This window comes from Dactylosporangium siamense (assembly GCF_016862795.1).
Lineage (GTDB): Bacteria > Actinomycetota > Actinomycetes > Mycobacteriales > Micromonosporaceae > Dactylosporangium > Dactylosporangium siamense.
The window spans coordinates 1-25,410 of the sequence record NZ_BONQ01000031.1; the positions used below are offsets into that span (position 1 = coordinate 1).

General features: G+C 72.2%; 24 protein-coding genes. 8 read left to right on the forward strand and 16 right to left on the reverse strand.

The features are described 5' to 3' along the window. Positions 1-106: 106 nt before the first annotated feature. Positions 107-562, reverse strand: a complete 456-nt coding sequence (locus tag Dsi01nite_RS10740; RefSeq protein WP_203845939.1) for a hypothetical protein — start codon at positions 560-562, stop codon at positions 107-109. A gap of 110 nt (positions 563-672) precedes the next feature. On the opposite strand from Dsi01nite_RS10740, the gene Dsi01nite_RS10745 reads away from it, so the two are divergent. Both Dsi01nite_RS10745 and Dsi01nite_RS10750 read left to right on the forward strand, forming a co-directional pair. After that, a complete protein-coding gene (locus tag Dsi01nite_RS10745) occupies positions 673-1,752 on the forward strand; it encodes an acyltransferase family protein (protein ID WP_203845940.1) in 1,080 nt (359 codons plus the stop codon). Positions 1,753-1,807: 55 nt separating this feature from the next. Next, complete coding sequence (locus tag Dsi01nite_RS10750) at positions 1,808-2,413, forward strand: C40 family peptidase (protein WP_203845941.1); 606 nt, start codon at positions 1,808-1,810, stop codon at positions 2,411-2,413. A 4-nt stretch (positions 2,414-2,417) separates the two neighbouring features. Here Dsi01nite_RS10750 and Dsi01nite_RS10755 read toward each other — a convergent pair whose 3' ends face one another. Together Dsi01nite_RS10755 and Dsi01nite_RS10760 are read right to left on the reverse strand one after the other, a co-directional pair. Continuing rightward, positions 2,418-2,780: a hypothetical protein gene (locus tag Dsi01nite_RS10755; protein ID WP_203845942.1), complete on the reverse strand. Its 363-nt coding sequence runs from the start codon at positions 2,778-2,780 to the stop codon at positions 2,418-2,420. 93 nt (positions 2,781-2,873) lie between these two features. Next, positions 2,874-3,347, reverse strand: a complete 474-nt coding sequence (locus tag Dsi01nite_RS10760) for an HAD domain-containing protein (RefSeq protein ID WP_203845981.1) — start codon at positions 3,345-3,347, stop codon at positions 2,874-2,876. 153 nt (positions 3,348-3,500) lie between these two features. Here Dsi01nite_RS10760 and Dsi01nite_RS10765 point away from each other — a divergent pair, with 153 nt between their 5' ends. Further along, positions 3,501-3,935 (forward strand): DUF4259 domain-containing protein, encoded by a 435-nt coding sequence (locus Dsi01nite_RS10765; protein WP_203845943.1) that lies wholly within the window; start codon positions 3,501-3,503, stop codon positions 3,933-3,935. A gap of 37 nt (positions 3,936-3,972) precedes the next feature. On the opposite strand, the gene Dsi01nite_RS10770 is transcribed toward Dsi01nite_RS10765, so the two are convergent. The 5 genes from Dsi01nite_RS10770 to Dsi01nite_RS10790 form a co-directional block, all read right to left on the reverse strand. Then, positions 3,973-4,875 carry a TauD/TfdA family dioxygenase gene (locus tag Dsi01nite_RS10770; RefSeq protein WP_203845944.1) on the reverse strand — a complete coding sequence of 301 codons (903 nt, stop codon included), beginning with the start codon at positions 4,873-4,875 and terminating at the stop codon, positions 3,973-3,975. Further along, positions 4,860-6,017, reverse strand: coding sequence for a glycosyltransferase (locus Dsi01nite_RS10775; RefSeq protein WP_203845945.1), 1,158 nt, complete (start codon positions 6,015-6,017; stop codon positions 4,860-4,862). The genes Dsi01nite_RS10770 and Dsi01nite_RS10775 overlap by 16 nt, the downstream gene beginning before the upstream one ends. Then, entirely contained in the window at positions 6,002-9,010 is a 3,009-nt protein-coding gene (locus Dsi01nite_RS10780; RefSeq protein WP_203845946.1) for an alpha/beta fold hydrolase, read from the reverse strand. The genes Dsi01nite_RS10775 and Dsi01nite_RS10780 overlap by 16 nt, the downstream gene beginning before the upstream one ends. Positions 9,011-9,132: 122 nt before the next feature. Continuing rightward, the gene (locus Dsi01nite_RS10785; RefSeq protein ID WP_203845947.1) at positions 9,133-9,558 is read right to left on the reverse strand and encodes a DUF6010 family protein; all 426 of its coding nucleotides are present in this window, start codon (positions 9,556-9,558) and stop codon (positions 9,133-9,135) included. A 55-nt stretch (positions 9,559-9,613) separates the two neighbouring features. Then, entirely contained in the window at positions 9,614-10,408 is a 795-nt protein-coding gene (locus tag Dsi01nite_RS10790; protein ID WP_203845948.1) for an alpha/beta fold hydrolase, read from the reverse strand. A gap of 23 nt (positions 10,409-10,431) precedes the next feature. Here Dsi01nite_RS10790 and Dsi01nite_RS10795 point away from each other — a divergent pair, with 23 nt between their 5' ends. Both Dsi01nite_RS10795 and Dsi01nite_RS10800 read left to right on the forward strand, forming a co-directional pair. After that, a complete protein-coding gene (locus Dsi01nite_RS10795; RefSeq protein ID WP_203845949.1) occupies positions 10,432-11,802 on the forward strand; it encodes a serine hydrolase domain-containing protein in 1,371 nt (456 codons plus the stop codon). Between the two features lie 110 nt (positions 11,803-11,912). Beyond that, positions 11,913-12,467 (forward strand): DUF3558 family protein, encoded by a 555-nt coding sequence (locus Dsi01nite_RS10800; protein ID WP_203845950.1) that lies wholly within the window; start codon positions 11,913-11,915, stop codon positions 12,465-12,467. 3 nt (positions 12,468-12,470) lie between these two features. Here Dsi01nite_RS10800 and Dsi01nite_RS10805 read toward each other — a convergent pair whose 3' ends face one another. Then, entirely contained in the window at positions 12,471-12,914 is a 444-nt protein-coding gene (locus tag Dsi01nite_RS10805) for a hypothetical protein (RefSeq protein WP_203845951.1), read from the reverse strand. Continuing rightward, the gene (locus tag Dsi01nite_RS10810; RefSeq protein WP_203845952.1) at positions 12,865-14,040 is read right to left on the reverse strand and encodes an EI24 domain-containing protein; all 1,176 of its coding nucleotides are present in this window, start codon (positions 14,038-14,040) and stop codon (positions 12,865-12,867) included. Before Dsi01nite_RS10810 ends, Dsi01nite_RS10805 begins: the two co-directional genes overlap by 50 nt. 136 nt (positions 14,041-14,176) lie before the next feature. Here Dsi01nite_RS10810 and Dsi01nite_RS10815 point away from each other — a divergent pair, with 136 nt between their 5' ends. The 3 genes from Dsi01nite_RS10815 (at position 14,177) to Dsi01nite_RS10825 (ending at position 18,111) form a co-directional block, all read left to right on the forward strand. Beyond that, complete coding sequence (locus Dsi01nite_RS10815; protein WP_203845953.1) at positions 14,177-16,540, forward strand: Hsp70 family protein; 2,364 nt, start codon at positions 14,177-14,179, stop codon at positions 16,538-16,540. Positions 16,541-16,643: 103 nt separating this feature from the next. Beyond that, positions 16,644-17,468 carry a hypothetical protein gene (locus Dsi01nite_RS10820; protein WP_239135820.1) on the forward strand — a complete coding sequence of 275 codons (825 nt, stop codon included), beginning with the start codon at positions 16,644-16,646 and terminating at the stop codon, positions 17,466-17,468. 46 nt (positions 17,469-17,514) lie between these two features. Then, positions 17,515-18,111, forward strand: a complete 597-nt coding sequence (locus tag Dsi01nite_RS10825; protein ID WP_203845955.1) for a YwqG family protein — start codon at positions 17,515-17,517, stop codon at positions 18,109-18,111. A gap of 42 nt (positions 18,112-18,153) precedes the next feature. On the opposite strand, the gene Dsi01nite_RS10830 is transcribed toward Dsi01nite_RS10825, so the two are convergent. From Dsi01nite_RS10830 to Dsi01nite_RS10855, 6 genes are all read right to left on the reverse strand, one after another. After that, positions 18,154-18,726, reverse strand: a complete 573-nt coding sequence (locus Dsi01nite_RS10830; RefSeq protein WP_203845956.1) for a hypothetical protein — start codon at positions 18,724-18,726, stop codon at positions 18,154-18,156. Between the two features lie 105 nt (positions 18,727-18,831). After that, positions 18,832-19,716 carry an FHA domain-containing protein gene (locus Dsi01nite_RS10835; protein WP_203845957.1) on the reverse strand — a complete coding sequence of 295 codons (885 nt, stop codon included), beginning with the start codon at positions 19,714-19,716 and terminating at the stop codon, positions 18,832-18,834. An 11-nt stretch (positions 19,717-19,727) separates the two neighbouring features. Further along, positions 19,728-21,029, reverse strand: coding sequence for a VWA domain-containing protein (locus Dsi01nite_RS10840; protein ID WP_203845958.1), 1,302 nt, complete (start codon positions 21,027-21,029; stop codon positions 19,728-19,730). Beyond that, complete coding sequence (locus Dsi01nite_RS10845; protein ID WP_203845959.1) at positions 21,026-22,051, reverse strand: PP2C family protein-serine/threonine phosphatase; 1,026 nt, start codon at positions 22,049-22,051, stop codon at positions 21,026-21,028. Before Dsi01nite_RS10845 ends, Dsi01nite_RS10840 begins: the two co-directional genes overlap by 4 nt. After that, a complete protein-coding gene (locus tag Dsi01nite_RS10850; RefSeq protein WP_203845960.1) occupies positions 22,048-24,270 on the reverse strand; it encodes a serine/threonine-protein kinase in 2,223 nt (740 codons plus the stop codon). Before Dsi01nite_RS10850 ends, Dsi01nite_RS10845 begins: the two co-directional genes overlap by 4 nt. Then, complete coding sequence (locus Dsi01nite_RS10855) at positions 24,267-25,409, reverse strand: hypothetical protein (RefSeq protein ID WP_203845961.1); 1,143 nt, start codon at positions 25,407-25,409, stop codon at positions 24,267-24,269. Before Dsi01nite_RS10855 ends, Dsi01nite_RS10850 begins: the two co-directional genes overlap by 4 nt. Between the last annotated feature and the right edge of the window lies 1 nt (position 25,410).

Below are 25,410 nucleotides of genomic sequence, written 5' to 3' on the forward strand. Positions count from 1 at the left end.
CGCTGCGGGCGCCTGCCCCAATACTGCGCTGCCGATGACCGGCCCGAGACGCTTCGCTGGCCGGTCATGCTCGGTGGTGGGATCTCCATGCCCCCAGCGTCGCACTTCAGCTTGCGGCCGGGTGCACTCTCCAAGGCTCGGCCCGCAGCCCGCCGCGCTGGTTGATGCCGTCCTTGAGGCGGTTGGCGGTGTCGCCGGAGATGCCGGGCGCCAGCCAGGACGGGATCTCGACGGCGTCGGCGGTGTACGCGTCGCCCTCGCCGTTGTACTCGACCCGCATCGTCACCGGTCCCCGGTCGGTCTCCAGCATGACGAACACGGTGCCGTCCGGGTCCCCCGACAGCGTGGTGCGCCGGCCCAGCATCTGGCAGGAGGTGATCGCGCCATACGGGGTGCTCTGGCCGGTCGTGCCCTCCGGGCCGCCGGTGAGCAGCGCACACGTGCCGGGCTGCCGGGCGGCGAGCGCGTCGGACCGGCCCGGGAATCCGGTCGCGACGAGATACCCGACCACAACGACGAGCACGCCGACGATCCCGCCGCTCCACCACCACAGACGATTCATGACCACCTTGATACCGGAAACCGCCCGGCGATGTAGTACCGGGGAGCTACCGAAAAGACAGTCCCGCAGCGTGACGACCGCGCGGGGGCACCGTTCGTACCGTCTCAGCCATGACCCTTGCTCAACGTGTGTCGGATGCGACCCCGGCGACCCGGGACCGCGCCGTGGACGGGCTGCGCGCCCTCGCGATCGGCGGGGTCATCCTCGGTCACTGGCTGGTCACCGCCCTGGTCACCGACGGCGGCACGGTGCGCGGGGCCAGCCCGCTGCGCTTCCTGCCGCAGCTCGCGCCGGTGACCTGGCTGTTCCAGACCCTGGCCGTGTTCTTCCTGGTCGGTGGCTACACGGCGGGCCGGCCACGGACGCTGCCGTATCGCCGGTGGCTGGCGGCCCGGCTCATCCGGCTGCTGCGCCCGGTGCCGCCGCTGCTGGGCGTCTGGACGGTGGTCGCGGCGGTGCTGCTGGCGACCGGCGCGACCGATCGGACCATGCACACCCTGGTGAAGCTGGTCCTGTCGCCGCTGTGGTTCCTGCTCGTGTTCGCCGCGCTGACCGCGGCGACGCCGCTGGTGTCGCGGCTGCACTGGCAGTGGCCGCTGAGCGTGGTCATCGCGGTGGACGTGCTGCGGTTCGGGCCACTGGCCCCCGAGTGGATCGCCTGGGTCAACCTGGGTGCCGGCTGGCTGGTGCCGTTCTGCCTGGGGATCGCCTGGTCCCGCGGCACGCTGAACGTCCGGCGGACCGGCTGGCAGCTGCTCGTCGGCGGGGCGGCCGCGACGGCGGTGCTGATCCACTGGTTCGGCTACCCGGCCTCGATGGTCGGCGTGCCCGGCGAGGGCATGTCCAACCTCAACCCGCCGACCCTGGCCGCGGTCACGTTCGGGCTGGCGCAGTGCGGGCTCGCCCTGCTGCTGCTCGGTCCGCTGCGGAGGCTGCTGGCCAGGCCGGTCGCGTGGGCCGGGGTCGCGCTGCTGAACCTGTCGGCGATGACGGTGTTCCTCTGGCATCAGACCGCGATGATCACCGTGACGCTCGTCGTGGACGGTACCCGACCCGGCCTGCACACCGTGCCCGACACGCCGGCCTGGATGGCGGCCCGGATACTGTGGCTTCCCGTTTTCGCGTTGGTACTGGCATGCTGCTGGGCGCTGTTCCACAGGTTCGAGCGCGCTCCGGCCGCCGCACGGTGATGTGAATATTCGGATAAGACGGACATATCCGAGTATCGCTCGTTATGTTCCCTGCATGGCTTCAGCTTGGCTCAAGGCATCAGCCGCGCTCACCACGGCCGTCATCGCCTTCGCACCGGCAGCGCCGGTGTCAGCGAACCCCATCCCGCCACCGCAGTCGGTGGTCGTGCAGGCCGGCGACACGCTGTGGGGCCTGTCCCGGCGCAACGGCACCACGGTCGCGGAACTGCAGCGCATCAACAACCTCGGCGCCTCGACCCTGATCCGGATCGGTCAGACGCTGCTGCTGACCGAGTCGACCCGCGCGGCCAGGGTCGCCGTCGCCGTCGCCTACGCCAAGGCGCAGGTCGGCAAGCCCTACAAGTTCGCGACGGCGGGACCAGAGACGTTCGACTGCTCGGGGCTGGTCATGCGGGCCTGGCAGGCGGCCGGTTTCCAGCTGCCGCGCATCACGTACGACCAGATCAAAGTCGGACAGCACGTCACCCGCGAGCAGCTCGAGGCCGGCGACCTGGTGTTCACCAACAACGGCGGCCACGTCATGCTCTACATCGGCGACGGCCAGGTCGTGAACGCCGGCCACACCGGGGTCTCCGTGCACCTGCAGGCCCTGCCCCGCACGGAGAACGTCGTGGCCTTCGTCCGGCTGCCCGACCGCTGACCCGTCACCGCCCAGTGATGCCGGCCACCTCGTCGAGGTGTTGCAGCAGGTCGTGCGCGGCCAGCTCGACGTCCTTGTGCCGCCACTCCGAGGCCCGGTACACACAGGCGATCAGCCCGCTGCGGTGCACCCGCCGCAGGTCGCCGCAGTTGAACGCGTATCGCGCCTTGGTCTCGTCGCCGGGGCCGACGGTGAGCCCGAGGTGCCACCGGCCGTACTCGTCCCAGGAGTGCCGCTCCAGGTACGCGTTCTGATCCTCGGCCCTGGGCTGCACCTCACCCCAGTCACTGTCCAGCACGTACTGCCGCGCGTCGATGAGCTTGCTGATGTACGCGACCGCCGCCTCGTTCACCTCGTACTTGGCCATACCCCCCGCGATACCCGCGCCAGGCCCGCTTCAACACCGTTCTCCATGATCCGGTGGACCCTGGGCACCCAGGGGTGCGCGAGGTCTACCGGATCATGAGGAGGACGCGAGCCACGCACCCACGGCGGCGACATCGTCCCGGGTGAGACCCCGACGAGCATCGACCGCGTGCAGCAGCGCCGGGCCGGGGTGGTGCGCGGCGACCCACGCACGGTCAGCGGCGGCGATCTCGTCGTCGACCCAGACGAACGCACGCCCGGCCGCCCACGCGACCAGACCACGGGTCTTCCAGTGCACCGGACCGGGATCATCCTCGTCCGGCCAGGACACGACCGGCAACGACGGCAGGTCGAGCAACGGGCCGACGACCTCGTTGGCGTCGGCGCCCCACGTGGTCGCCCACACCAGGTCGCACGGCAGCGCCGTCAGCCAGGCGCCGAGACGAGGGTCGAGGCGGGCGAGCAGCGGGTTGCCCCGCGCCGCCGCACGGATCCGCGCCGAGGCCGGCGGGCCGTACTCCCGCGCACCGAACGGAATGAGCGGGCCGTCGACGTCGAGGAACAGCACCGGTCGCACCCGTCACAGCGTAGAGGAGAGGTCAGCCGCGGAGCCGGTCCGTTCCCATGTTCGGTGGGCCCGCCGGGGCACGTCACAGGTCTGCATCGTGGTGCACGGCGGGCCCGATGACGGCTTGCCCGTCGGATCGGCGATGATCAGGGTGTGGGAACTTGGGATTCCGGACCGCTGGACAACGACACCGCCGCCGACTGGTGCCGCGAGTTGCATGATGCTCCGGCGGCCGAACGGACAGCGATGGTTCGCACGGCGTTGACCGTCGTGATCGGCCACGACGCCGACACGTACCTGGACGACGACTTCGCGGTCGAGGCGATCGCAGCGGCGGCGGTCATCGCCGCGCAGCTGCCCGACGGCCCGCGCCTTGACTCCCCGTACGCGCCGGACTTCATCCACGCCGGCGGTGGCCTCGACGTGCCCGACGGCCTGCCTTCGCTGGCGTTGCTGGCGCTGGACCGTATTGACGGCGCGAACTCGGCGCTGCCGGGCCTGTGGGAGGACGGCTACCCGACGGTGCTCGAGCGCCGTCGACCGATCCGCGCCGCCCTTGAACGAGCGGCCGGCTCATCGCCTGGCTGAGTTCGCGGTGCCGGTGAATGGAGTCGCAGGACCGGACCTACGTATCGCTGCGATGGGGTTCGACGGCGTCCAGAAGCACTCTGATCAGACAGCGTCGCCGGCCTGCCTCGACATCGTCCTGGAAGGCGTCTCGCGCGTGCAGGATCAGATGGTCGTTGATGATGAGCAGGTCACCCTCGGCGAGGGTGTAGCGGAACTGCAGCGCGGGTCGCATCATGACGGTGTCCAATGCGTCGAGGGCCATCCTGTCCAGGTCTGTCAGGGGTTTACCCGTGAGCGCCTGCGCCATCTCGATCCGTTGCCGGTTGCAGCGGACAAGCCATCCCTCTGGTCGTTCGTCGAAGACCGGCGCCATGATCCACTGCTGGCCGCCGTGGTCGACGTGGCTCCGTTCAAATGCGTACGGGCGGCACAGCCGCGTCAGCGCCTCCGAAAATTCCTGTCGGAGGTTTTCGACAATGGTCGGAACGCTCAACAGGACCGACTGGCCACCCGCGGCAGCCGAACCCAGACACAGCAGAGCGAAGTAGTCGATCTCGTCGCCGAGGTTGCTCATCGCGCTGTCATTGTGAATGTCAAGCTCGTCGTGTGACTTCGAGGTGTAGACGCCGGGGGCAAACGACCCGTCGGGCCGGAAACGGGACGATCCCTCGTCCCGGACGATCCAGCCCAGCGTTGTGGCACCGGCGGGGCCCTGGGGGCGCGGCCGACCGAGGAAGCGCACGATCGACGGCGCGAAGTCCGAACACTCCTCAGGGCTCCGGCCCGCGATCGGGACGTCGGTCACCAGCGCGAAGCCCGGATGCCCATCCAGTGGCCCACGGACCGCGGCTGCCAACGCAACCGGATCGGCCACGTACGGGATTCGCCAGTGGGTCGAGGACTTCAGCTCATCCGCATACCACCCCGGTCGCTCGGCAGGCATCACGACGGACTCCATTCCTCCATCGTGCGGTGTCGGGCAAGGGTGTCAAGGATCGAGGTGGCGCATTCGTCGGCGCTGGGCATGGTCCCCATCTCCTGGGACAGGCGCCACGCGTTTCGGTGGTAGAGGTTGTCCGCGCAGATCCGGTGGACGGCGTCGACCACGGCACTGTCCACGTCCGGCGCCTGGCCAAGGTCGATTCCGGCACCAAGGCTCGCCACCCGGAAGGAGTTGTAGGACTGATCGGCTCCCATCGGCTGGCAAACGACCGGGATCCCCAGCGCGAGGCAGTCCAGCATGGTGCTCCGACCCCCGTGACACACGACGATGTCCTGGTCGCGGAGCCAATCCAGGTAGGCGGCGCGCGGCTGCGGCGATCCGTTGGTGCCGTTCAACCGGGTAACTGAGAATCCTTCCCCGGTCAACGCGGCCGCTGCCTTGTGCAGCGACGGAGAGAAGCCGGAATAGACCGTTCCGAAGGTGATGCCGATCTTGCGAGAGGTGCCGGGCACGGGAACGGCAGTCCTCATGTCTCGCAGCGCGATGTCGGAAAGCATCGGATTCATGAAGAGGTCCTGCGGGCGGCGGGACGAGAGGGGATTCGGCTGGAACGACGGCGGTATCGTGTCGATGCAGACATGTCCCCAGAAGCCGTCCATCGCCGGATCCTGGGCCAGCCCGGCCCCGGTCCGCAGCGACGACCACAGCTGGTGCCAGCGCGCCCGCTGGGTCTCGATCGGCGAGCGAAATGTGGTGGCGACGCAGACGCGGTAGCTCCCGACGCGCTCTCCGTAGAGAGCCCCAGCAAAATCGTGATCATCGTGGACGATCACGTTGGGTCGGAGCGCAGGGTCGGCGCGGATCATCGCCGTCAACATCTCGGCGCTCCGGGTGGAGAAGATCCGCGACCAGTGCTCTCGCGGGGTCGCGGTCGGGTAGCGCTCGCGAGCGCGACGAAGGTCGTCGGCCAGGGTCCATTCCGGGCCGATGTCGAGCGTCGCGTAGCCCATCCGCCGGAGTATGGCGGTGGAAAGGCGGCTGCCGGCCAGCCTGACTTCGCAGCCGGCCCGTATCAGCGCGTCGGCCAATGGCCGCAAAGGATAGATGTGTCCATACCCGGGTAGCACCGAGAACAGGACCGTCACCACCCTCGCCACCCGACGACCTTCTGGGCGATCAGCTCGTCCGGCCAGCGGCAACCCAGAGCGTCGAGCTGCTGACGGGCGAGCGACAGCAGGCGCTCTCGCGACGAGTCGTCGGTGATCGACGCCAGCTGGAGACGAGCCTGGGCTGTGCCCAGTTCGCTCCCGCACTCGGTGAACAGCGCTGTCGCATTGTCGAGTGCCCCGGTGGCCCGATGGCGATCACCGTGCAGGACGGCGATCTGCGCGATGGTGAACCAGCCCCAAGCCTCGCCGCGGGTGTCGCCGATCGTCCGGAAATTCTCGATGAGGTGGTCAAGCTCTGCCAGCTGCCCTCCGTCGCGTGGCAGTGCACCCGATCGAATCTTCAGCTCGATGGCGACCAGTGCCACCCAGGTCTGCCCGATCTTCGCTGGGTACCGTTCAAACGCCTCCCTCGCCTGACTGAGGGAGGCCGCAGCCGCGGCGTAGTCGCCTGCGTCCGACAACGCCTGCGCGAGACTGAAACCGATCCAACCGACCGCGCGCGGGTATCCATCGGCAATGGCGCGGCTCAGCCCGGCGGACAGTTCCCGGACAGCACCGGCGACATCTCCGGCGACGCGATAGACGGACCCGAGGCCGAGATGTGGGTAGCTCCGCATGGCGGTGTGCGCTTCCACACCCTCCAGCGATGCCAGAGCCTCTCGATAGCATTGCGTTGCTTCGGCCGGGGAGTCGCCCAGACGGAATGACTCACCCAGGCGAAACTGGGCCCAGGCAATGCCGACCTTGTCGCCGATCGAGGTGAAGACGTCGGACGCCTTCTGGAGCTCGGCCTGGGCTTCCGACGCCCGCCCGATTCGGGAGAGCGCCACCCCGAGGTGCAGTGCCATGGTGGCACTGCCCATCACGTTGTGGCTCCGTGCCGCGGCCTCGGCGCCGAGCCTGCACGCGTTGATCCAGGCATCCCAGCTGCAGGTCGAGTCGAGATAGGTGCTGACAGCGCGAGCGAGCAGCCAGACCTCGTCGAACAGCCCGTCCTTGAATGCCTGCTCGATCAGGACCGTGATGTTTCGGGCCTCGCCATCCATCCAGGTCACCGGATTCTCACGGACGACAACGGCAAGCGTGCCGATCTCCACCCAGGTGGAGGCGCCGAGCGCGCCCTCGATCTGGCCGCCGTCCAGCCCGATGGCCAATCCGGCCTCCTCGGCGAGGACGATGTAGGCCGCCAGCACGTTGCGGAGGAAACGGACCCGCGCCTCGTCGTCGGACGCGGCGAACTTTCTCCCGAGATCACGAAGCAGATCGTGGTAGCGATATTGCCGCTCGGTCGCCGTCGCAGTTCGACCCACCACGTCCACGAACTGCTGGTCGGCCAGCCGCTGCAGTGATCTCCGGGCAGTGTCCAGCGAGGTCCCATCCCCGGTGCCCAGATGCCAGGCTTGGAACTCAGCGGTCGGTAGTGTCGCGAGCAGACCGAAGGCCTTTTGGGCCGCAGGCTCCAGGGATGGGTAGTTGAGGCTGAGCGATGCCTCGAGGTCGAGGTCGCCGATCCTCATCTCGGCCAGGCGGAGTTTGGAGTTCGAGTAGGTGCGGTCCAGCTCCGTCAGCGTGGACTCGGGACGCAGCCGGAGCGCGGCAGCAACGATTCGCAGTGCCAGTGGTAGCCGCCCGCAGGTCGCACACAGTTGTTCGACGATGCGCTCGTCGGCCTGGTCGTATGCTCTGTTGCGATAGATGAGCTCCTTGGCGTCGTTCATGTCGAGCTCGCGAAGCCAGAGATTTTCGAGACCCTCGATGGAGATCGCCTGCCGGGACGTCACGATGACGCCGGTGCTGCCGTCGGCGGGCAGCAGCGGCCGCACCTGATGTTCGTCGGCGCAGTTGTCCAGGACCAGCAGGGTCTTCATCGTGCCGAGGATGGCCCGCAACTGACCGGAGCGAAGGCCGCGGTCGCGGGAGATCTTCGATGGTGCGAGGCCGTAGGCGCGCAGGATCTCGCCGGTGACCTCGAAGGTGTCGAGCGCCTCCGCCTCATAGCCGCGCATGTTGATGTAGATCGTCCGGTCGTAGTCCGGCGCAAACCTCTGCGCGGCGACGATGGCGAGCGTGGTCTTGCCGATGCCGGCCCGCCCGTAGATGTTGGCGAAGAGCGGTGGAAGGTCGTTCCTGATGCGGAGCAGTTGCTCCAGCTCCGCGGCGCGGCCGACGAAGTCGCGCGGCGCCGACGGGAGCGCGAATATGGTGGCCGTCAGGTCACGCCGGCCCTCCGAAGCTTCCTTCGGCCGGCTCCTGGTCTGATCCGTGAGCGTCTGATCCGTAAGCGTCTGGACCTCATGCTTCAGCGTCAGGTAGCGCACATCGTCAAGGTCGCTCGGCTTGATGATCGTGAAGTGGTCGCCGGGCAAGGTCCGTGTGTCGGGGAACACCGACCGGCCCGGCACGTCCTTGACGACGTTGTCCTCCGTTCCGACCGTCGCCAGAATCTTGATCCGGTACCGCGGATCGGGAGGAATCAGGATGCTTTCGAAGATCCGCCGCTGAGCCGCGTTGACCTGCTCGTCGAGTGGCCGCAGCTCCCGCTCCTGCGGGTTGCCGCCCAGCAGGCGGAAGAGCGGCCGACGCAGGGACAGCGCGAGGTCCGAGCCGCCCGTGGGCGTCGCGTACATGAGCAGGCCGACCACGCGGTGCAGCGTCGATGACTCAGGCCGGCTGACCTCCGCGGCGATGTAGCGCTGCGCGACGAGCCCACCCTGGCTGTGGGCGACCAGCAGGATCGACGGTTCGACCACTCGCAGGTCGATGAAGTCGCCGAGGCCACGCGCGATGTTGTCGATGGATGGCAGCCGCTTCAGTGGATTGAGCTGCGCGATTTTGGAGGTGTACTCGTACTGGTAGACCGTCACCTGCTCGCTGACCGGCGCGTCGCTGCTCAGCAGACTTTCCATCTGCGTCCACGTGTGGGGGCCTGACAGGAACCCATGTATGAACACGAGGGCCAGTCGAGCGTCCTGACCGGTCATCTCGTCCGCGCGATCGCAGGCGTCATGACGAAATGATCGCGGAACGGGCGGCTGGGCGCCACACGTCGGCCGCGGGAATCAGGATCAGCGCCATCGCGCAGGTCAGCTTGCCTCCAAGGCGTTCACCCGGACGACGGGATCCGTCCGGCGCTGTCCCGGTTGACCCGGCGGCGGATGATGTCCGCGACGGACGGGCCGCCGGCGAAGCACCACAGGGCGATGACCGGGTCGCAGATCGCGCAGCCGAACGACGAGTCGTGCGCGAACGGCAGCAGCGGCTCGCCGCGCAGGTGGTGCGCGACGTCCCAGGCGGTGTGCAGCAGCCAGCCGACGCCGATCCACCGCCACGACGACAGCCCCCGGAACGCGACGACCGTCATCACGGTCGTGAACGCCAGTTCGAGGGGCCCGAAGGCGCCGCCGCTGAGGTACGCCGCGCCGGCACCGGCCACCATCAGCGCGTTGAACGGCCGGCGGTGCCGGGACGGGATGAACGAGTTGAGCGCCGCGTAGAGCAGCCCGATGAGCACGGGCCCCAAGATGGACATGCCGCGACGCTAAGCGCGCCGCCGGGGCCACGACAGCGGCGCGGCTGCCACGTTCCTACGGGAAATGGACACGCAGGAACTCGCGCAGCACGGCCAGCCACGCGTCGGGCTGGTCCAGGTGCACGTCGTGCCCCGCGTCCGGCACCACGACGTGCGCGGTGCCGGGCCGCAGCGCCACCATCCGCTCCACCTCGCCCGCGGGGCCGGTGCCGTCGGAGCCCCGGACCAGCAGCGTGGGCGCCCGCACCGCGGTCCAGTCGTCCCACCGCGCGACGTCCGCGACGCCCCGGATCGCCGCCGTCATCACGGCACCGTCGAAGCGGGGCCACAGCCCGCCGTCGCGCTGCTCCAGGTCGTCGGCCCACGTCTGCGCCAGGGACCGCCCGCCGAGGAACTCGACCGCCGCCGCCCGGGACGGGAACGGCACCGGCCACGACGCGAACCATGCCTCGAGCCGGCTCGGGTAGTCACCGTCGTCGCCGCCGACCCCGCCCTCCAGCATGACCAGGCCCCGCACCCGCGACGGGTGCCAGGCGGCGACGAGCATCGCGGTGTGGGCGCCCATCGACTGCCCTGCCAGGACCGCCGGCGCATCGGTGAACGCGTCCAGGACAGCGATCACATCGTCCACATACGCGCGCCGCGACACGTCCCCGGGATGCCGGGTGGAGCGGCCGTGCCCGCGCTGATCGGGCACCACGACCGTGTGCGCGTCGAGCAGGGCGGTGGCGGTCGGGACCAGCTCGTGCGCGCTGCCGGCCAGGCCATGCAGCAGGACCACCGGCGGCCCGGATCCGCCGACGAGCGCCGAGATCGTCACGTTGTCCCGTCGCAGGGTCATCCTTCGCACCGGCGCCATCGTAGAGTGCGGTGATGGACGGGTTCGTAGCCGCGGCGGAGAAGCTCGGCGTGCACGGCTTCGTGCTGCTGCGCGATGGCGAGACCGTCGCGGAGGGCCATTGGCATCCTTACGAGCCCGACGAGCCACAGACCCTGTACTCGCTGAGCAAGAGCTTCGCCTCCACCGCCGTCGGGCTGGCCGTCGCCGACGGGCTGCTGTCCGTGGACGATCACGTCGCCGACCTCCTGCCCGTCGGCGATCAGCAAAACGACCTGCGCGGGATGCGGGTGCGGCACCTGCTGACGATGACCACCGGCCACGACACCGACGCCGCCCCGCTGATGGACGAGGACCCGGACGGCGACTGGGTCCGCGTGTTCCTCGGCGTGCCCGTCGCGCACGAGCCCGGCACCCGGTTCGTCTACAACAGCGGCGCCACCTACGCGCTGTCCGCCATCGTGCAGCGGCACACCGGCGAGACCCTGCTGGACTACCTGCGGCCGCGGCTGTTCGAGCCGCTCGGGTTCGGCCCGGCCGAGTGGGACAGCTGCCCGCGCGGGATCAACCTCGGAGGCTGGGGGCTGCGCCTGCGGACCGCCGACGTGGCACGGTTCGGCGAGGTGTACCGGTGCGGCGGTCGCTGGCAGGGCCGGCAGCTGCTGCCGGCGGGCTGGGTCGACGCGGCGACCGCCTTCCAGGTGCCGACGGCGGACACGAACGGGTCACCGGACTGGCAGCAGGGCTACGGCTTCCAGTTCTGGCGGTGCCGGCACGGCGCGTACCGTGGCGACGGCGCGTTCGGCCAGTTCGTCATCGTCATGCCGGCCCAGGCGTCGGTGCTCGCGATCACCGCCGGCACCGCCGACATGCAGGCCGTCCTGGACGCGGTGTGGACGCATGTGCTGGACGCCACGCCGGCGCCACCGCCGCGCCCGCAGGGGCCGCGCCTGGAGGGGCTGCGGCTGCCGGCGCTCACCGACACCGCCGAACCGGACGCGGAGCTGCCCGGCCGCCGGTTCCGGGTCGCCGACCCCCTTGCCCCGCCGCAGCGTGGCGGCCGGCCACTCATCGACCAGCCCACCCGGATGCTCGGTTTCGCGGTGGCACGGGCAGCGGCCGGCTGGCTCGTCGAGCTCGACGACGAGCACGGCGAGCACCGGTTCCGGTGCGAACCCGGCCGGTGGCACCGCTCGACCTTGACCTTGTCCGACGGTGGGACGCACCCGATCGCCACCACCGGCGCCTGGCGCGACCCGCGAACGTTCGAGCTGCGGGTGTGCCACACCGGCGAGCCGTGCACCAGGACGTACACCGCGACGTTCGACGCCGGCGGGGTCACGATCGCCGGGGAGGACTCGGTCGGGTTCGACTTCACCGTCCATCCGCCGGTCCGGGCGGTGTAGCAGCGCCAGCCATCCCGGAAATGTGCCAGGTGGCGTCGCTGCGCGGGCGGAGCGGTCGTTGACCCTTCAAGGTGGAGATCACCAGGTCACATCGCCCCCGAGGAGCCGTCATGCCGCGCCGCCCCGTCCTTGCCGTCACCGCCCTGCTGACCGGTGCCCTGAGCCTCGCCGGGTGCGGCGTGCTCAAGGGTGCCGACGACACCCCCACCCCCGGAGCCGCCGCCACCACCGGCGGTGCCGCCAGCGCCCCCGCCGCCACGAAGAGCGCCCCTGCCGCCACGAAGAGCGCCCGCCCGGCCGGGTTACCCGACATCTGCACGCTGCTGACGAAGGCCGAGGTCAAGACCCTCACCGGCAAGACGGTGACCCTGATGAGCAACGAGGGCGGCAACAGCTCCGGCGCCCGCTACTGCCAGTGGCAGCTCAGCGCCGGCCAGCTCGACGTGACGGTCAACATCGAGACCCGCGACCAGTTCGACGTGCAGAACAAGGACGCCGACCAGGTCGACGGGATCGGCGAGTCCGCCTACTCCCTGGCCGGGCACCTGTACGTGTACGCCGCCGGCAAGGTCGTCGACGTCTACGCCACCTCGGCCAGCACGGACGCCGGCAACCTCAAGGTCGAGCGCGCCACCGCCGAGAAGGTCCTGCCCAAGTTGCAGTAGGCGTCAGCCGATCCGGATGACGATGACCTCGTCGTCGGCGACCTCGGCGACGCAGTCGTGCAGCAGGACGATCACGTCCCGGCCGGCCGCACCGGCGTCGGCCGGGTCCAGGTCGATGCGGTCCTCGGCGAAGCGGTCACGGAACTCGGCGTCGCCGAACGCGTCCGGGTCCAGGCGCGGCAGGAACTCGCGGTGCTGCGGGGTCAGCAGCACCGTGAACCGGTCGTCGTCCTCGGGCACCTCGTCCAGCAGCCGGTCGTACTGCGACGTGTGCAGCGTGACGCCACTGTCGCCGAGCAGCTCCAGGACCGGCAGGATCACGTAGGCGGGCCAGTCGAAGGACACCTCGAGCGGCGTGCCGAGCTTCTCCAGCACGGCTGCGGGATCGCGGGTGAACTCAGCGACGTCCGTCGCCTTGAGGGAGCTGAAACTGGCCACTGCGGACATGGTCCTGACCGTACCGGAACCTCGGATCCAGCCACGGCGCGGGCGCCGCCGCCACGGACGGCGGCGGCGTGATGATCCGTCGGTGCAGCAGGACCGCGCCGACCAGCACCGACGGGGCGGTCACCAGGTACAGCACCGCACCCGGCAACGCGAAGATCTCCGGGATCGGCACGATCGCCAGGAACCGCAGCGACAGCACCGGCAGGATCAGCGCGACGAGGCTCATGATGCCGAACCCGGTGACGTAGGCCCGGTGCCGCCACGCGAACGTCAGCTGCTGCTTGACGCCGTGCACGCCGTGGTGGTGCATCGGCACGGCGAGGACCAGTACCCCCACCAGGAACCCGTTGAAGAACAGCCCCACGCCGAACGCGACGGCGAGGTTGAAGCCCGGCAGCAACAGCAGCGGCAGGCAGATCAGCCAGCCGAGGTGCAGGACCAGCGTCACGATGAGGGTCTGGCGCAGGCAGACGCCGGCGGCCCGCCACCACGGTGGCGGCACCACGTCGGCGCCGCCGGTGCGCCGCACCACGCTGCGGGTCATGAACGGCAGGAAGAACGAGCCGAGGAACATCGTGATGGGCACCGTCAGCGCCGTCAGCAGCAGGTGGAACACGGCCACGGCGGCCCACTTCATGATCCACCGTAGCGCCCACCGCAGCGGCGACGGCCAGCTGGAGACGAAGCCGAGCAGCCAGTCCACGGCGAGGCCGACGAGCCGCGAGACGCCCTCCTCCGCGGCCAGCAGGCACACCGCGGTCAGCAGGACCGGCAGCAGCGCCCAGAACCACAGCCTCGGGGAGCGGACGAAGTACGCGATGCCGCGCCAGAAATACCCGAACCCGATGAAGAACCGTCCGACGCTGCTCGCGGCCCGTTTGGCCCCGGCGACGGTGTGCCGGCTCGCGGTCCCGGCCGCACCCGCGACCCGCAGTGCGGCCGCCTGCGCCGCGGCCTGCGCGACCTGCGCCGCCTGCGCCGCGACCTGGGCCGCCTGGCCGGCCTGCGCCGCGGCCTGGGCGAGGTGGCCGGCCTGCGCGACCGACCGGGTCTCCACGGGCACCTGCGGCGGCGGCACGTAGGGCGCGGCCGGCGGCGCCTCCGGTCGGCGTAACTGCTCGTCCAAGACCCGCCCTCTTCCCCGTCGGCCGGACGCCGAGCGTAACGACTCGGCCCCCGTACGTCGAGTTGCGCCGGCTTCGCGGGCCGGGTACCTCGTCCGTGTGTATCGCCGAACGGCCATGACTCCATAGGGTCATCGAGTGGTGACGAACGGCGCGACGGGGCTCGGCATCGACTTCGGCACCTCCACGACCGTCGCGATGCTCGCCGGCGCCGACGGGGTCGCCCGGCCGCTGTTGTTCGACGCCAGCCCGTTGCTGTCCTCGGCGGTGTTCGCCGCGCCCGGCGGGGACCTCCTCACCGGCGCCGACGCGGAGCGGGCCGCGGTGGCGTACCCGGCCGCCTACGAGCCGAACCCGAAGCGCCGCGTCGACGAGCGCACCGTCCTGCTCGGCGAGCGCGAGATCACCGTCGTCGACCTCGTCGCGGCCGTCCTGCGCCGGGTCGGCACGGAGGCCGAACGGTCCACGGGCGCGCCGCCGCGCACCGTCGTGCTCACGCACCCGGCCACGTGGGGGCCGACCCGGCTGGCCGTGCTCGCCGAGGGCGCCGACCGGGCCGGGCTCGGCACCGTGCGGTTCGTGCCGGAGCCGGTCGCCGCGGCCGCGTACCTCACCGGCAGCCTCGGCGAGCAACTGCCGGACGGGCGCTGCCTGGTCGTGTACGACCTGGGCGCCGGCACGTTCGATGTCAGCGCGGTCAGAGCCGTCGGTGCCGGCTTCGAGGTGCTCGCCTCGGCCGGGATCGGTGACCTCGGCGGCCTCGACCTCGACGCCGCGGTCGTCGGCCTGGCCCGCGACACCGTCGGGGCGACCTTTGTGTGGCAGCGGCTCGACCGCCCGCAGACCCAGCCCGATCAGGAGGCCCGCCACCAGCTGTGGCACGGCGCCCGCGCGGTCAAGGAGCAGCTGTCCCGGCACGCCACCGGCGACCTGCGGATCCCGGTCGCCGCCGCGACCATCCACGTGACCCGGGAGGAGTTCGAGGCCCTGGCGCTGCCGTACCTGCGCCGCACCGTCGACGTGACGCTGCGGACCCTCTCCTCCGCCGGGATCACCCGGGACCAGATCGCCGGGGTGTTCCTCGTCGGTGGCGGCTCCCGGGTGCCGCTCGCCGCGACGCTGCTGCACCGGGCGACCCGGATCGCGCCGAGCGTCCTGGACCACCCGGAGCTCGCCGTCGCCGCCGGCAGCCTGCACGTCGGGCCGCCGCCGTTCATCCCCGGCCAGCGCCCGCCGCTGTCCCCGGACGACCCGCTGTTCCTGACCGACCCGCCTTTTCCGGCCGACCCGCTGACCTCGGTGCTGGCGCTGCTCGACCCGCCGCCGACCCTGACGCTGCCGGGGCCACGGGCACCGCTGCCGTTCGACCCGCTGCTGCCGATGTCGGGGTCCGCCTGGGCCGGCGAACCGGTGCTGGACCCGGTGCCGGTCCCGCCCGGCGGCCGGGCCCGCGACCTCGGCGTCTGGGCGGTGCTCGCGCTGCTGGCCGCCGCGATCGTCGCCGTCGCCGTGTGGTGGCCGCGGCCCGGGCGGCAGCAGCCGCCCTCCCCGCGGGAGCTTGCCCCGGCCGTGGGCCTGGCCGCCGCCACGGAGCTGCCCGGCCACAGCGGGTCGATCCTCGCCCTCGCCTTCGCCCCGGACAGTGCCACGCTGCTGTCCGGCGGCGGTGACTCGTCCGTCCGGCTGTGGGACGTCGCCTCCCACGCCGAGCGTGGCGGGCCGCTCACCGGCCACGTCAACCCGGTGCGTGCGGTGCGGTTCAGCCCCGACGGTGCGACGTTCGCCACCGGTGGTTACGAGTGCGGCCGCAGGTGGCGTACCGACACCGCAGCGGAAACGGGAGCGCCGACCGCCGTCCCGGCCACCACCGGTGCGGTGCGGGCGACCGCGGGCATCGCCGACATCGCGTTCCAGCCCGGCGGCACCCCGGTCGCGGTCGGCTTCGCGGGCGGCACGTTCCGCCTGTGGGACCTCGCCGCCGGCATCGAGCTCGGCGTCCTGCCGTCCGGCGCCGCGGCTGCTTCCACCGCGGCGGACGCCGTGCTCGACCCCGACGGGCGGTGGGCCGCGTTCGGCGCCGACCGCACCGTCGAGGTGTACGCCGTCGCCGACCGCCGGCCCGTCGCCGCCCTCACCACGAGCCCCGCGACCCGGCTCGCGTTCAGCCCGGACGGCCGCACGCTCGCCGTGGCCGCCCTCGCCGGCGACGCCGTCCTCATCGAGTTCTGGGACCCGGCCACCGCCACCCTGCTCGGCACCGTCCACGACCCCGGCCACCCCACGAGGATCACCTCCATGGTGTACGACCAGCGCGGCGCTCTCCTCGCCACCGGCGACGCGGGCGGTCGCGTCGTCCTGCTCGACGCCCACGACCGGCACCCGATCGGCACCACCGGCCCCACCGGCGCCCCGATCCAGTCCCTCGCGTTCAGCCCCGACGGCGCCTGGCTCGCCACCGGCGACAGCCGCGGCATGATCCGCCTGCACCCCGTCCGCCGCTGACCGCCCCTCCCCCGCCTCAGGCTAACGACCCTGCCCCGGCCGCACTCCGGGCACCGTCCGGCCCGTCCTCGATCGTGGCGTGTGTTGAACTGGGACCGTGCAGATGCGTCCAGCGGAACTGGCAGCGATCCGTGCCGGCGAGGTCGACGTGGCGTTCCGTCGATGGGAACAGCCACGTGTCAGGGTCGGCACCCAGATGCGGACCGCGGTCGGACTGGTCGAGATCACGTCCGTCGACCGCGTCCCGGTGAGCTCGCTGACCGGCGCGGACGCCCGCCGGGCCGGCGCGGCGTCACTGGCCGCGCTCCGGCAGGGCCTGGACCGCCTGCACCCCGAACGGCCGGTGTATCGGATCGGGCTGCGGTATGCGGGCACGGACCCACGGCACACACTGCGGGAAGCGGTGCCCGACACCGCGGAGATCGACGCGATCATCGCGGGCCTCGACCGGCTCGACCGCGCCGCACCCACCGGGCCCTGGACGCGGGCAACGCTGCTGCTGATCGACGAACTGCCGGCCATCCGGGCCCCCGACCTCGCCCAGCGGATGGGCCGCGACACCCCGTCGTTCAAACAGAACGTGCGCAAACTGAAGGAACGCGGCCTGACCGAATCACTCGACATCGGCTACCGGCTCTCGCCCCGCGGCGCCGCCGTCCTGGACCACGAGGGACATCCCCGCACCACCCGGGACCGGCCGGCACCGGAACCGGGCACCCCGCTGCCACACCTCGGCGCAGCCGCGACCCGCGCGCTCACCACCCACGGCGTGGTCCGGCTCGAACAGGTGGCCATGCTCAGCGAGGGCGAGGTGCGGGCACTCCACGGCGTCGGGCCCTACGCCCTCCGACACCTGCGAGCCGCGCTGGACGCCGCCGGGCTCGCCTACCGCGCCGAGCCTGACGCCTCGCCGCCGGCGGCATCCTGACTGGCGTTGGATGCTCGGCCGTGAGTCTTCAGGAATCGGAGAGGGAATGTCGGATCGTCGCTTTTTCACAGTAGAGCCGACCGCCGAACCGATCACCGCACCGATCGCCAAGGTGGGCGGCCAGCCGACGTGGCTCGAACAGCCGCAGTGGCCCATCTCGCGCAATCACGGCACGCCGATGACGTTCATCGCGCAGTTCGAAGTCCCGGCCGGGATGGCGTACGTCTTCATGACCGACGCTACCGAATACGTTGACTACGCCTGGGAGGCGGAAGGCGGCGAGAACGCCGTGATCGTGCAGCGCAACGGCCGTCTGCCGCTGCTGGAGGTCTATGGGCCGATGGTCTCGGTCTACGGCTCCGCCGAGCCGCGGCCGATTTCGGTATCGGCGCAGGCGACCGGACCAACGGTTGCCGCCGATCACCGGATCGTGCTGGCAACGCAGGACGTCGGCGACTTCCAATTCTCCGGTGGTGAGCCGGCATGGTTACAGAATGCCGATGTCCCGGGCGAGGGCTACCGCTTCCTGGTGCAGTTGGAGGCCGACCGGCTGCCCTTTCCCATCAACTTCGGCGATGGCGGCATCGGCTACGTCTTCCTGTCGCCCGATCTCCTGGAGGGCCGCTTCCTCTGGCAGAACTGAAGGGCTGGTTGAGCCGCTCGTCGCGTCGATGGACAAGCACTCCTACGGTGCAGCGGTCGGCTGTGGTGCCGACGCCCGCCTGCTGTGGCGCCGGCGCAGGATGAGCGTCCACACGATCGCGGTCAGCAGCAGTGCGGTGCCGAGCTGCCAGGGAAAGCCGAACATCAGCGTGACCCAGGTGCCCAGCGGATCCGTGCGCTGCCACCACGTCCCGGTGCCGGAGCCGTCACCCGGCCCGTCCAGGCTGACCTCGGGCATCAGTGGGCTGTAGATCACACCGACCTCGTCGCCGTCGAACCGGTCACCGAGATCGGGGAACAGGGACGGGCTCAACCGCCTGGTCGTGATGTAGATCCGACCGTCCTGCCCGCCGTAGATCTCGGCCCACCCGTGGTCCTCCATCGCAATCAGCGTGTCGGTCACCTCGTCGATGTTCGATGGCCGGGTGTCGGACCCTCGTGGGCTGCTGTCGAGCCACGGCAGCTGCATCGCGGACAACGAGATGCCGGACCAGTGCCGGGAATCGAACCCGGCGAGCGCGGTCGACAGCACCATCAGTGGGACCAGGATCATCAGGCAGAGCAGTGTGATGACGGCGTCGCGCGCTCGGGTCATCCCCGTATGATGCACGCGGCCGGCCGCCGGTGTCCGCCCCGCCCGCCGGCCAGGTCCGTTGACGCCGCCCCGCCCGGCGGACGGTGGGCGGTGGGCGGTGGGCGGTCAGAGCGGCCTGGCGTGCACGGTGATGCGGGTGAACGAGCCGACGTGGATGTGGTCGCCGTCGGCGAGCGGGACGGGCAGCTCGGGCTGGATGGGATCGGCGGCGTCGTTGACGAACGTGCAGTTGGCGGAGCGCAGGTCGACCACGGCCCAGCCGCCGCCCGGCTGCGCGACGAGCAGGGCGTGCAGGTGCGACACGGCGATGTCCTCGGGCGGGCCGGCCAGGTCGATGTCGGGGTAGCTGCCGCGGGACCGGCTGCGCCGGCCGATGAGGACCTGCTCGCCGGTGAGCGCGAACCGGCGCTCGGGGCAGAACCGCGGGTAGGAGATCGTGGGGTCGGGACCGTTCCAGGCCTCGACCCGGTCGAAGTGGGCCCGGTCGGCGGAGACCACCACGTGCCAGCCCACGGCGGCGGCGGTGCCGTTCGTCGCGGTGCTGTTCGACGCGGTGGCGTCCAGCCCCCGACCGGACGTCACCGCACCAGGCCCGGCCGCTCCCGACGTGGCAGCACCCGACGTGGCAGCACCCGAAGTGGCAGCACCCGAAGTGGCAGCACCCGAAGTGGCAGCACCGGACGTGGTGGCGTCCGGCGTGGCCGCGCCGGCCGTACCGGCGCCGGCCGAGGCGGCCCGGACCGGCTCGGAGGCGAGGACGGCCTCCAGCGCGGCGTCGGGAGGGGCGGCCAGCGCGTCGAAGCCGTCGACCTCGCAGAACCGCCCGGTCATCGGCGTCGCGCACTCCGGGCACACGGTGATCCGGACCGGCGCCGACGTCGGTTGGACGGCCGGCGGCGCCTGCCCGGAGGGTGCCGCCGTCATGGCGGCGCCGCAGACGTCGCAGTAGTCGGTGGTCTCCGACTCGTGACCCTTCGGGCAGGTGGCCATCGGGCGCTCCTTCAGTTCGTGCGGACGCGCGTCGTCCTGCGGGATTCGAGCGCCGCGATCTCGGCGTCGATGTCGACGTCCTTGTTCTCGGAGCGGCGTTTGAGCTGCACGGTCCCGGTCCGGGCGTCCTGCACCTCGACGACCCGGGCCAGCAGCTGCACGGTGTCGGACCGGCCGGCCTCGGTGGCGAGCTGCACGGCGCGGCCCAGCCGGGCGGTCGCGGTGGCGGTGTCGCCGGCCTCGCGGGCGGCGAGCCCCTCCTGGATCGCGGAGGCCAGCTCGGCGGCGCCGGTGTAGTGCGCGACCCGCTTGTTGAGCCGGGTCGACTTGGCCTCCTCGTCGGTCCACACGGCCCGCACGAGGCCCTTGGCGAGGACCTCCTCACCGCGCACGACGCTGACTCGGGCGGCGAGCTTCTCCTCGCCGACGGCGCCGACGGTGTCCGGGTCGAGCTCGATGGCCAGGTGGTAGTCGCGGCTCTCCGCGCCCCACGCGCCGGTCGGGTAGTCGCCGACGCGGGCGCTGACGTCGGTGCGCCGGTCGGTGAGGTCGAGGATCCCGGGATGGACCTGCTTCACGAAGCGGATCCGGGCCCCGGCCGGGGTCCAGAGGCGCAGGGCGACACCGGCGACGGTCTTGCCCATCGCGGCCTCGATCATGGACCGGAAGTCCTCCTCGAGGCCGGCCGGGTCCTTCATGCCGTCGGCGGTGCCGAGCAGCGCGTCGGCGACCTTGATGAGCTCGGCGGCGCTCCAGTTCTGGCCGACGCCGCGGCTGTCGCAGACGAACAGGCCGGTGCACTGGTCCAGCACGGCCTGGAAGGTGCGGGCGGACTCGCCGTTGCGCCCGTCGGTGAGCAGGATCGCGTGCCGGATCTCGGCCGGGTTGGCCAGGAACAGCTCGCGGGCGAGGGTGAGCCAGGTGCCGATCTGGGTGCCGCCGCCGGCCTTCAGGTGCCGGATCGCCTGCCGCGCGGCGTAGCGGGTGTCGTCGTTGGCGACCGCGAGGGTCTGCACGTCCGGATACACCATCTGGGCCCAGTCGGTGCCGGCGACGACCGCGAACGCGACGCCGTCGCGCAGGGTGTCGACGGCGACCGCCGCGGCCTTGCGGGCCTGGACGAGCCGCTCGCCGCTCATCGACCCGGAGCAGTCGATCATGATGACCTCGGCGGCGGAGGCCCCGGCCCCCACGGTGCGACCGGCGCCCGCCCCGGCGGTGATGGTGACGACGGCGTCGGCGACGGACGCGCCCTCGGGCAGGTACTCGTTCTGGAAGACTTCCGCTACGACACCGCTGGACTCGTCGGTCATGGCTGCGGCGCTCCTCTCGATGGGTCGAACGGGACGGCGGCGACGGCGATGTTGTCGGCGCCGCCGGCGGCACGGGCGAAGTTCGTCAGCCGCCGCACGAGCTCGGCCGCGTCGCCGTCGCCGTCGATGGCGTCGGTCCAGGTGGGGTACCGGGTGAGCCCGTCGCTGGTGAGCAGGAGCACCCCGGCGGTGGTGGGGCGCAGGGTGGTCAGGTGCGGGTCCCCGGCGGGCGCGTCGGCGCCGAGCCACCGGGTCAGCGCCGCCGCCTGCGCGGACAGCCGCAGCGCGTCGGCGTCGACCCCGGCCGCGGTGAGCTGCCCGGCCAGGGAGTCGTCGACGGTGAGACAGCGGGCGCCGTCGCCGTCCAGCCAGTACGCCCGGCTGTCACCGACCCACCCGACGGTGCACTGCCCGTCCTCGACGACCGCGGCGAGGAACGTGCAGGCCGGCGCGTCGTAGGCGGCGGCCGACCCGGCGAGCTTCGCGACCGCGACCGACGCGGACCGGTACGCCCCGGTGATGTCGCCGCCGCCGACGAGCACCTCGATCGCCTCGACGGCGGCGGTGGTCGCGGCGGCGTCGGAGTCCGGTGCGCTGGACACGCCGTCGCAGACGACGACGGCGCGCCGGCCGCCGGCGACGCCGATCGCGTACGCGTCCTCGTTGCGCCGCTTGCGCAGCCCCCGGTCGGTGACGGCGACCACGCCCGGCAGGTCGTGCTCGGCGTGCTCGCTGCCGGCGTCGCGGCGCAGCCCGCAGCCGTCGCAGTATCCGTCGGCACCGGCCGTCGCCCCGCACGCCGCGCACGGGCCTGCCGCCGCCTTCGACGAGCGCCACTCGCCCGTGGACGCCGACGGCGGCGGGGCGGGCTCGACGAACGCCTCGACCGGCGGGGAGAGCGGACCGGCGGACGGCTGCAGCGTGAACTGCTCGGCCGGGGCGGCCAGGTCCGCGCCGCAGGACTCGCAGTAGTGGTCACCGTCCACGGTGGGCGCCGCGCAGGACGGGCAGGCGGCCGTCACAGCCACGTCCTCGGCCGGACCCGGTTGGCCTCGTCGACGAGGTCGATGCGGGTCTGCTGGTCCGGTGCGACCTTCGCCAGGACCCGGAAGGCGCGTTCCAGTCCGGTCCGCAGGTCCCGCTCCGCCAGCCGGTGGGTCAGCACCGTCGCCGTGCCGGCGTTGCCCGCCCGGACCCAGTCCAGTGCGGTGCGCAGCGTCTCGACGGTCAGCCGGGCGCGGCGTTCGGCGTCCAGGCTGAGGCGTTCGACCCGGCCGGAAATGTCGAGCAGGTCGGCCTCCGCGAGGCTGGCCGGCGGCGCGGCGAGCCGGGCCCGGACCGCGGCCACCTGCGCCGGGACGCTGTGGCTGGAGCTGTCCGGCACCGCGTCGAGGGTCGCGACCGCGCCGGGCCGGTCGTCGCGTTCGGCGAGGATCCGGGCGACGCCGAACGCGGCGCTGACGAACGACCGGTCGGTGCGCCAGACCGCCGAGTAGTGCCGCAGGGCGGTGTCGGTGTCACCGGCCGCCTCCGCGGCGGCCGCGACGGCGAGCTGCGGGGCCAGCTCTCCGGGCAGCGCACCGTAGACGGCCTCGAACGCCGCCCTGGCCTCGCCGGGCCGGCCGGCGGCGAGGGCGGCCATGCCGTGATACCAGTCGACGCGCCAGTCGGGTTCGGCCACCGCGGCCAGGTCGGCGGCGGCGCCGTCGAGGTCACCAGCGGCGATGCGGGCCCGGATGACGGCGAGGGCGACCTCGATCCCGTCCGCGCCGACGGACTTCAGCGCCTCCTGCAGCACCACCGGGTCGGCCGTCTGCATCGTGGCCAGCAGTGCGGCGCCCGGATCGGCGGGGTCAACGGTCGGCACCGGCAGCGCCGCGACCACCTCGGCGCCGGCGGGGCGGGCCGGGCCGGCGATCGCCCGGGCCCCGTTGGTCGGCCCGGCCTCGGCGGTGATGACGCCGGCCGTGGTGCCGAACGCGGTGCGTTCACCGGTGAACTGGCTCGACACGCTCGGCCGGGGCTGGCCGTCGGCGGCGCTGAGGATCTGCCGGAGCACGCCGGTAAGCTGCTCGGCCATCTCGGCGGCGGAGACGAACCGGCGGGCCGGGTCGGGGTCGGTGGCCCGCAGCAGCAGCCGGTGGTAGGACTCCTCGCGGGCCAGCAGCGGCACCGTCGAGGGGTCCGGGAGGTGGTCGACGAACGTGGTGGTGAACCCGCGGAAGTCGAAGCTGAGCACCGCCATCGACCGGGCCACGGTGTAGAGGTCCGAGGCGACGGAAGCCCCGACCGAGGCGACCTCCGGCGCCTGGTAGCCGACGGTCCCCCACACGGCGCTGACGTCGTCGTCGACCCGCCGCACGGCGCCCAGGTCGACGAGCTTGACCCGCTGGTCGGTGTGCAGCGCGTTGTCCGGTTTGAAGTCGCAGTACAGCAGCTCCCGCTCGTGCAGGTAGCCCAGCGCCGGCAGGATCTCCAGGGCGTAGGCGATGACCTGCGGCAACGGCAGCGACTGGCGGACCCCGCCGGTCACCGGCCGGGCGAGGAAGATGTCGCGCAGCGACAGGCCGCCGACGTACTCCATGACGATGTAGCCGACCCGGTCGCCGCTGCGCGGGTCGGGGTGCGACACGAAGTCGTAGATCTTCACGATCGACGGGTGGTCGACCTCGACGAGGAACCGCCGTTCGGTGATCGCGGCGGCGGTGGCGTCGGCGTCACCGGAGTCGATGAGGCCCTTGAGGACGACCCAGCGGTCGCTGACCTCGTCGCCGACGTTGCGGTCGCGGGCCAGGTAGATCCAGCCGAGCCCGCCGTGGGCGATGGCGCCGAGGACCTCGTACCGGCCGGCGACGACGGCGCCGGGCGGCAGCGACGGCCGGAAGTTGTACTGGGTCCGGCAGTTCGTGCAGAACCCCTCGGCCAGGCCGGGCCGGCCGTCGCGGGACCGGCCGACCGGCTGCTCGCACGTGCCGCAGAAGCGGCGGTGCTCCGGGACCTGCGGGTCGGGCAGGACCGCACCGGCGGGGTCGCGGCGCGGCATCGACGGCAGCGCGACCAGGGCCGCGGCGCCCCGGCCCCGGCCCGTGGTGCGCGCGGAGGACGAGGTGCGGCCGGACACCGACGGCGTCGAGGCCTCGGTCGCGGGTGCGGCGGCGCCGGCCTGCTTGTGGCCGCACTCGTCGCAGTACCCGTCCTCGTCGTACGTGCCCGGGCAGCCGGCACGTGTGCACTGACTCATGTCGCACTCCCTTCGGCGGCGCCGGACAGCGCCTGCTGGTACGCGAAGACGGCTCTGGTCGCCGCCCGCAGGTCACACGGTGCCGCCCACAACAGGTCGCGGGCGGCACGGTACCGCTCGGTCAGGTCGTGCTCCTCGACGCGGTCGAGCCGGACCGCCTTCGCCCGGTAGGCCTCCAGCCGGCCGCGCAGCTCCTCGCGCCGGTCGAGCAGGCCGGTGGCCGCCGCGACCCGGTCCTCGGCGGCGGTGACGGCGGCGGTCAGGTCGCGGTCGAGGGCGGTGATGCGCCGGTCGAGGGCCGGCCAGCCGGCGAGGTCGAGCGCGTCTGTGGCGCGGACCAGGTCGGCGACCGCGGCCTGCCAGCGGCCGTGCGCGTCGGTGGTCTCCGGCAGCCCCGGGTCGGCGATCTTCGCGACGGCGGCGTCATGGGCGCGGTGCGCCCGCTGCTCCGCCGCGGCGAGCGCGTCCAGGAGCATGTCGAGGCGGGTGAGGCGGGCCGGGAGCGCGGTGCGCAACGCGGCCAGTTCGGACAGCTGCCGGACCGTGCGGGTGAGCTCCTCACGCAGCGCCGACCAGGCCGCCTCGTCGACGGTGAGTGGGTCGGGCACGGCTTGGGCGTACACCTGCTGCAGCCGCTGCTGGAGCGGTCCGGTGGTCGGGGTGTGATCGGCGCCGAGGCGGTGGTGCGCGGCGACGGCGGCCTCCAGCGCGGTGTCCAGCTCGATGAGCCGCTCGGTGAGCGCCGCCCTGGCCGCCCCGATCCGGTCGAGGACGTCGACGGTCGCGGCGCACTGCCGCTCCAGCTCGGCGACGAACGCCACGGGCGGCAGGCTCGGCAGCCCGCGCGGGCCGTCGACCGGGTCGACCGGCACCGGCGCCGCGAAGATGCGGGCGGCATCGGCGTCGCGGGACCGGCCGGTGAGGTCGCGCAGCCGGTCCAGGACCGCACGGATGGCGACGAACCCGGCCCACAGCCGCGCGACGTCGACGCCGGACCACAGCCGGGCCGTGGCGCCGCGCAGCTCGACGCCGCGCAGCAGCGCCTGTGCCGGGTGGACGTCCACCGCGTACAGCGCCGCCGCGAGCCGGTCGTGCGCGGCCGCCAGGTCGGCGACCGCGCGGTCGGTGTCCGCTTTCATG